Genomic DNA, 6,560 nt, shown 5'->3' with positions numbered 1-6,560 from the left:
TCGAGATGCCGTCGAGGAGACCGGTCAGAGTCGCGGAACGATCGTTCAGGGAGGAGGCGGTGAAGAAGTTCACCGGGTTGTCGAGGGCGCTCGCGACCTTCTTGCCGGTCGAGAGGTGGTTCTGGGTGGTAGCCTGAAGGTTCGCCGTGTCCTGCAGCGAGAGCAGGCTGGAGCGGATCGAGGAACTGAGGGTGATGTCGCTGGCCATGTCGGCTTCCAATCCCGCGCGTGCGTTGCGAAGCCGACGTCACGCCAATTCTGCGCCGTCCGCATTCTCCTGACGGACACAATCGGGCCGACGTGGTTAACAAGCCGTGTTCGCGGCGGCGACGCCTTGCGGGACGGCACGAAAAACGGCCGGGACAATGTCCCGGCCGTCCATGTCGTGCGCGCTCGATCCTACCGGAGCCGTGCCGTACCACGTGGGAACGGGTCCGGTTCCGGCGTCTCGTCGTGACACTGGTGCCTGCGAGGCCGCCGCCGCCGCCTCGGAAAACGCTCTCAGCGAAGAAGCTGGAGGACGCCCTGGTTGGCCTGGTTGGCGAGGCCCAGCGTCTGCTGGGCGATCGACTGGCGGGTCTGAAGCGCGGTGTAGTTGGCCGCCTCGGAGTTCAGGTCGGCGTTGGTGAGGTTGTCCGCACCGGTGGTCAGCACGTTGGCAAGCTGCTTGGTGAAGTCCTGGCGGGTCTGCACCACCGAGAGGTTCGAGCCGAGGCCCGAGGAGGTGGAGCTCAGGGAGGTCAGCGAGTTGGTCAGGGCGTCGGCGGCCTTGGTGAGGTCGGCGTCGTTCTGGACGTTGAAGTCGCCGCCCGTGGCCGAGCCGTCGACGAACTTGCCGATGCCGAGGTTGGCCGAGGACAGGATGTTGCCCTGGACATCGAGCTTGTTCTGGGCCGAGCCGGTCTTCTCGTTGAACGTGATCGAGAGCTTGTCGCCCGCGAGCAGGTTGGTGCCGTTGAAGCCCGAATCCTTGGCCAGCGTGTCGATCTGATCGCGCAGGTCGTTGAACTGCTTGACCAGGTTCGAGCGGACCGACGAGTTGCCGGAACTGGCCGCCGCGACGTTGCCGGTGACGGTGCCGAACAGCCGGGCGTTCGCACCCGTCGTCGCGGTGTCGTCGGAGGTGAACACTCCCGTGGACGTCACGGTCGAGCCGGCTTGAATCGTCAGGGCGTCCGAGCCGGTGCCGGAGACGTTCAGCTTGCCGCTGTCGTCCACGGTGGCCGTGGCGATGCCGGAGGCGTTGATCGAGTTCACGAGGTCGCGGACGGTCGAGGTCGCGGTCAGGTCGAACTTGTAGGTGGCGTTGCCGGCCTTGATCTGCACCGAGTTGGTGCTGAGGGCCGCAGCGGCGGGAACGCCCACGATGCCGGCCGTCGACTGGTCGCCCGCGGTGGCCGGATCGTCGGCGGCGGTCGCGGTCTGGGCGCCGACCACGACCTTGTTGAGGGCCAGATCCCGCTTGCTGGCGGTGCTGGGGAAGGTGGTGCTGTTGGCCGAAAGGTCGGAGCCGGCGATCTTGGGCCGGTTGGCGGCGGCGTCGGACTGGGCCTGCTTCACGGTGGACTGGAGCGACTTCACCAGGTTGGTGATGGAGTCGATGCCCTTTGACGCGGCCTGGATCGTCTGCACGCCGTTCGAGATGCCGTCGAGGAGGCCGGTCAGCGTCGCGGAACGATTGTTCAACGAGGTCGCGGTGAAGAAGTTGGTCGGGTTGTCCAGCGCGCTCGCGACCTTCTTGCCGGTCGAGAGGTGGTTCTGGGTGGTGGCCTGAAGGTTCGCCGTGTCCTGCAGCGAGAGCAGGCTGGAGCGAACCGAAGAGTTCAGGGAGATGCCAGCGGACATGATCGATACTTCCTGTTTTGGTCACGACCTCCTTCCTGGAGGACTGCAGCTCTTGTGGGGGGCGACCCCTTGCGCTCCGGTTAAGTCGATCGGTTAAAACTTTCCGGATCGATGTTTTTGGCCAGCCGCCGTCAGGCGCGCTTCTCGACGGCAGTGCCGGGGCGCGCGGCCGCGTTGGCGGACTGGCTCGCGGCGGCCTCGCGGGCATAGGTGCGCGCCTTGAGCACGACCGCATCGGGGATCTGCACGACGATGTCGCCGCTCTTCGGGTCGACGACCTGGTAGACGAGGGACCGGCTCTCCACGTCGCGGACGTAGCCGCGGCTCTCGGCTTCGGGCTGGGCTGCCTTGCTGCCGTCGCCGGCGGATTCGGGCCCGATCCGGAGCGAGACCGCCGGGCCGAGGGCGGGATTGCCGGTGGGCTGGCCGGATGCGGCCGGCGCGGCGGGCCGGACGGCCGTGATGCCGGCCGCAGGCGCCTGTGCGGAGACCGGCGGACTGGCTGAGATCGCTGCAATGCTCATGGGGTGGTCGCTCCTATCCCTGAGGATACGAGACCCAGGAAAGGCGAACCAGCGTGAGCGAATGCTTAAATCCGGCAGGCGACGGGCGATTGCTTGGACGGATCGTCAATAAAAGATGAACGAACCATCGCAAAAGCGACGGACCAGACGCGGCCCGGGACCCTCGCCCCCGAGGCGCCATGCGGCCGAAAGGGCAGGGGTGCTCGAACAAAAAAAGCCGGCGCCCCACGGGATGGGGCGCCGGCTCGAACAGACCGATCGTCGCGGGCCGCCGCTATTCGGCGGCGTCGACGTAGAGCTTGCCGCCCTCGGCCAGGAATTCCTGCGACTTCGCGCGCATCCCGGCCTCCCGCTCGGCGCTCGACATCACGGGGGCCGTGTGGATGACCTCGCCGGCCGCCTCCATCGCCAGCACCTCGGCGCGCAAATCCTGCGTGATCTTCATGGAGCAGAACTTCGGGCCGCACATCGAGCAGAAATGGGCGACCTTGTGGGCGTCCTTGGGCAGGGTCTCGTCGTGGTAGGCGCGGGCCGTGTCGGGGTCGAGGGAGAGGTTGAACTGGTCCTCCCAGCGGAAGTCGAAGCGGGCGCGCGACAGGGCGTCGTCGCGCAGTTGGGCGGCCGGGTGGCCCTTGGCGAGGTCGGCGGCGTGCGCGGCGATCTTGTAGGTGATGACGCCGGTCTTCACGTCGTCCCGGTTGGGCAGGCCGAGATGCTCCTTCGGGGTGACGTAGCAGAGCATGGCGCAGCCGAACCAGCCGATCATCGCCGCGCCGATGCCGGAGGTGATGTGGTCGTAGCCCGGCGCGATGTCGGTGGTCAGCGGGCCCAGCGTGTAGAACGGCGCCTCGCCGCACTCGGCGAGCTGCTTCTCCATGTTGATCTTGATCTTGTGCATCGGCACGTGGCCGGGGCCCTCGATCATGGTCTGGCAGCCCTTGTCCCAGGCGATCTTGGTCAACTCGCCGAGCGTCTCCAGCTCGGCGAACTGCGCCGCGTCGTTGGCGTCGGCGATCGAGCCGGGGCGCAGGCCGTCGCCCAACGAGAACGAGACGTCGTAGGCCCGGCAGATGTCGCAGATCTCCTCGAAGCGCTCGTAGAGGAACGACTCCCGGTGCCCGGCCAGGCACCAGCGCGCCATGATCGAGCCGCCGCGGGAGACGATGCCGGTGACGCGCCGCGCCGTCAGCGGCACGTGGGCGAGCCGCACGCCCGCATGGATGGTGAAGTAGTCGATGCCCTGCTCGGCCTGCTCGATCAGGGTGTCCTTGAACACCTCCCAGTCGAGCTTGAGCGGATCGCCGCCGACCTTCTCCAGGGCCTGATAGATCGGCACGGTCCCGATCGGCACGGGCGAGTTGCGGATGATCCAGGAGCGGATGTTGTGGATGTTGCGGCCGGTGGACAGGTCCATGACCGTGTCGGCGCCCCAGCGGATCGACCAGACCAGCTTCTCAACTTCCTCGGCGGCCGAGGACGTGACGGCGGAATTGCCGATGTTGGCGTTGATCTTCACCAGGAAGTTGCGGCCGATCGCCATCGGCTCCAACTCGGTGTGGTTGATGTTGGCCGGGATGATCGCCCGGCCGCGAGCGACCTCGTCGCGCACGAATTCGGGAGTGATGAAGGGCGGCACCGAGGCGCCGAAACTCTCCCCGTCGGCCAGCGCGGCCGCGGCCCGCTCCAGCATCTGCTCGCGGCAGGCGTTCTCGCGGTGGGCCACGAAGATCATCTCTTCGGTGACGATCCCGGCGCGGGCGAACTCGTACTGCGTCACCATCTGGCCCGGCGCCGCCTTGCGGATGGTCCGCTCGGCCGGGCAGGGGGCCACGAGCTTGTCGGCGGGCACGAAGCCGTTGTCCTCGGGCTTGACCGCACGGGGCTCGACCCGGCCGTAGCCGCGCGCGGCGATCCAGGGCTCGCGGATGCCGGGCAGGCCCTGCGCCAGGTCGATGCGCGCGTCGGTCTCGGTGTAGGGGCCCGAGGGATCGTAGATCCGGACCGGGGCTTCCTTCGGGTCGCTCAGCTGGATCTCGCGGTAGGGCACACGGATGTCCGACCGGCCCGCGACCGCAGCGTAGACCTTGCGCGATCCGGCGACGGGGCCGGTTGTGACGGTCTCGGGACTTCCCTTGACGTCCTTGGGCAGCACGGGTGCGTTCATCGTGGACCTCTCCTGGCGTTGGAGCGATCCGGCCTCGCGCGGTGATAGAGGAGGATTCGGCCTCACCGTGAGGCCGCAGGTTCCCGTCCCTCCGCCGGTATGAGCCGGATCAGGTTCAAGGGTCAGGGCGGCGGCCCTATCTCAGCCCCCGATCACGGGGCCCCCCTCGGAACGGTTCGAATCTTCGACACCGGCACGGCCCTTGTCAATGCGGGGCGGTTTCAGCGCGGGCGGATCATCATGCGCGGCGGCATCATCCCCCGGGGAATGCGGCGACGCGCTCGCGGAATCGTCATACGCCGGCGGCAGGCCGTTTGACCATGAACCGCCGGAAGTCGTTCGATTCGCATGGAAACGAATGCGCTATCCCGGCGCATGTTGCGGTGCAGTATTACAAATGCGCGAAACAGTCAGGTAGAAATGCGCATTGACGAAAAAAATTCAATTCGTATATAGGCCTTAGATGTTTCGAAAACGAACGGAACCCCCCAACCCATCGCGATGATGTATAACCTCACAGACAAGACGATCGACATTGTGTCTGTTTATTTACAGAGAAACAATGTCGATGTCACGCAGGTGGCGACACTGATCAAATCCGTCTACTCCGCCCTGAGGGACGTGAACGAGCGCGAGTCCACGAAGACGGATACGCCCGTCGACCCGCCCGTTCCGATCGCGGAGACGGTGACGCCGGACTACATCATCAGTCTCGAGGACGGGAAACCTTACAAGACGCTGGGACGGCACCTGCTGAGCCGCGGACTGACGCCGAGCCAGTACAGGGCGAAATGGGGTCTCGACCCGTCCTATCCGCTCATCGCCGCCAACTATGCGGCGGAGCGCGCGGCGATCTCGCGCAAGGGCGGACGCCGCGGCCGGAAGGCCCCGGAGGACGGCGGCGAGCAGGCGTAGACGCTTCGTCCCCACACCGCGGCGTAACGCCGGGTTAGGCATGTCCCGACATCGGCCCCGCGCGCTAGGGCCGCCTTCACCGGTTTCGCCAGAGACAATCGCCCCTGGAGATGCGTTGGGGGGCGAGGATGGCGGGACGGGCGGGGACGGCGACACCTGAGGACGCCCTGCGGCTCGCCTGGGTCGACGTCGCCAAGGGCATCTGCATCCTCCTCGTGGTGATGATGCATTCGGTGCTCGGCACCGGCGAGGCGATGGGCGGGGAGGGCTTCCTCCACCCCGTCGTGGCCTTCGCCAAGCCGTTCCGCATACCGGACTTCTTCCTGCTGTCCGGCCTGTTCGTCGGGCGGGTGATCGACCGGGACTGGCGCCTGTTCGCCGACCGGCGCGTGCTGCACTTCGCCTACTTCTACGGGCTCTGGCTGGTGATCCAGTCGCTGGCGAAATACGGGCCGATCGTCGGCGATGCGGGGCCGGGCGCCTTCCTGGCCCATCTCGCCCACGCCCTGGTCGAGCCCTACTCGACCCTGTGGTTCATCTACCTGCTCGCGGTCTTCTCCGTCGTGACCAAGCTGTTGCGCCGGCTCCCGGCCCCGGTGCTGCTCGGCGGTGCCGCGCTCCTCCAGATCGTGCCGGTGGAGACGCCGTCCTATCTCCTGGAGGAGTTCTGCGCCCGCTACGTCTACTTCGTCGCGGGCTACCTCTTCGCCGGGCGTATCTTCGCCCTGGCGGGCGCCGTGCAGCGGCGGCCGGGACCCGCCCTGGCCGGCCTCGCCCTGTGGGCGGGCATCGAGGCCTGGCTCGCCTTCACGCCCGCGAGCCTGCCGGGCTACCCGACGCTGGCGAGCCTGCCGCTGGTCAGCCTGGCGCTCGGCGCCGCCGGGGCGCTGGCCATCGTGACGGTGGCGGCCCTGCTCAGCCGGGCCGGCGGCCCGGTGACGGCGGCCCTGCGCACCTGCGGCAGCCGCTCGATCGTGATCTACCTCGCCTTCTTCCTGCCGATGGCCGCCACCCGCGGCCTGATCGTCAAGACGGGGGTCGTCAGCGATGTCGGGCTTGCCAGCCTGCTGGTGATCGCAGCGGCGGTGCTCCTGCCGCTGGCCCTGGAACGG

The 6,560-nt window shown here is 67.5% G+C and carries 5 protein-coding genes, 1 pseudogene and 1 riboswitch; of the genes and pseudogenes, 2 read left to right on the top strand and 4 right to left on the bottom strand.

Annotated elements, in window-relative coordinates; all coding sequences use genetic code 11:
* From COGEMETH_RS07915 to thiC, 4 genes and pseudogenes are all read right to left on the bottom strand, one after another.
* Positions 1–208: pseudogene (locus COGEMETH_RS07915) on the bottom strand (flagellin); the annotation flags it as partial.
* 293 nt (positions 209–501) lie between these two features.
* Positions 502–1,845, bottom strand: coding sequence for a flagellin N-terminal helical domain-containing protein (locus COGEMETH_RS07910; RefSeq protein ID WP_238182060.1), 1,344 nt, complete (start codon positions 1,843–1,845; stop codon positions 502–504).
* Between the two features lie 131 nt (positions 1,846–1,976).
* A complete protein-coding gene (locus COGEMETH_RS07905; RefSeq protein WP_238182059.1) occupies positions 1,977–2,369 on the bottom strand; it encodes a hypothetical protein in 393 nt (130 codons plus the stop codon).
* 274 nt (positions 2,370–2,643) lie between these two features.
* Complete coding sequence (thiC, locus tag COGEMETH_RS07900; RefSeq protein ID WP_238182058.1) at positions 2,644–4,533, bottom strand: phosphomethylpyrimidine synthase ThiC; 1,890 nt, start codon at positions 4,531–4,533, stop codon at positions 2,644–2,646.
* 69 nt (positions 4,534–4,602) lie between these two features.
* A riboswitch (TPP riboswitch) is annotated at positions 4,603–4,710 on the bottom strand.
* Positions 4,711–5,034: 324 nt separating this feature from the next.
* Between thiC and COGEMETH_RS07895 the strand changes: the two genes are divergently transcribed.
* Both COGEMETH_RS07895 and COGEMETH_RS07890 read left to right on the top strand, forming a co-directional pair.
* On the top strand, positions 5,035–5,448 hold the full coding sequence (locus COGEMETH_RS07895; RefSeq protein WP_238182057.1) for a Ros/MucR family transcriptional regulator: 414 nt from the start codon (positions 5,035–5,037) through the stop codon (positions 5,446–5,448).
* A gap of 128 nt (positions 5,449–5,576) precedes the next feature.
* The coding region (locus COGEMETH_RS07890) for an acyltransferase family protein (RefSeq protein WP_238182056.1) at positions 5,577–6,560 on the top strand (984 nt) is incomplete at its 3' end.

The organism is Methylobacterium trifolii (genome assembly GCF_022179685.1).
Taxonomy (GTDB): Bacteria; Pseudomonadota; Alphaproteobacteria; order Rhizobiales; family Beijerinckiaceae; genus Methylobacterium; species Methylobacterium trifolii.
This window is presented reverse-complemented; position numbering and strand designations above follow the sequence as displayed.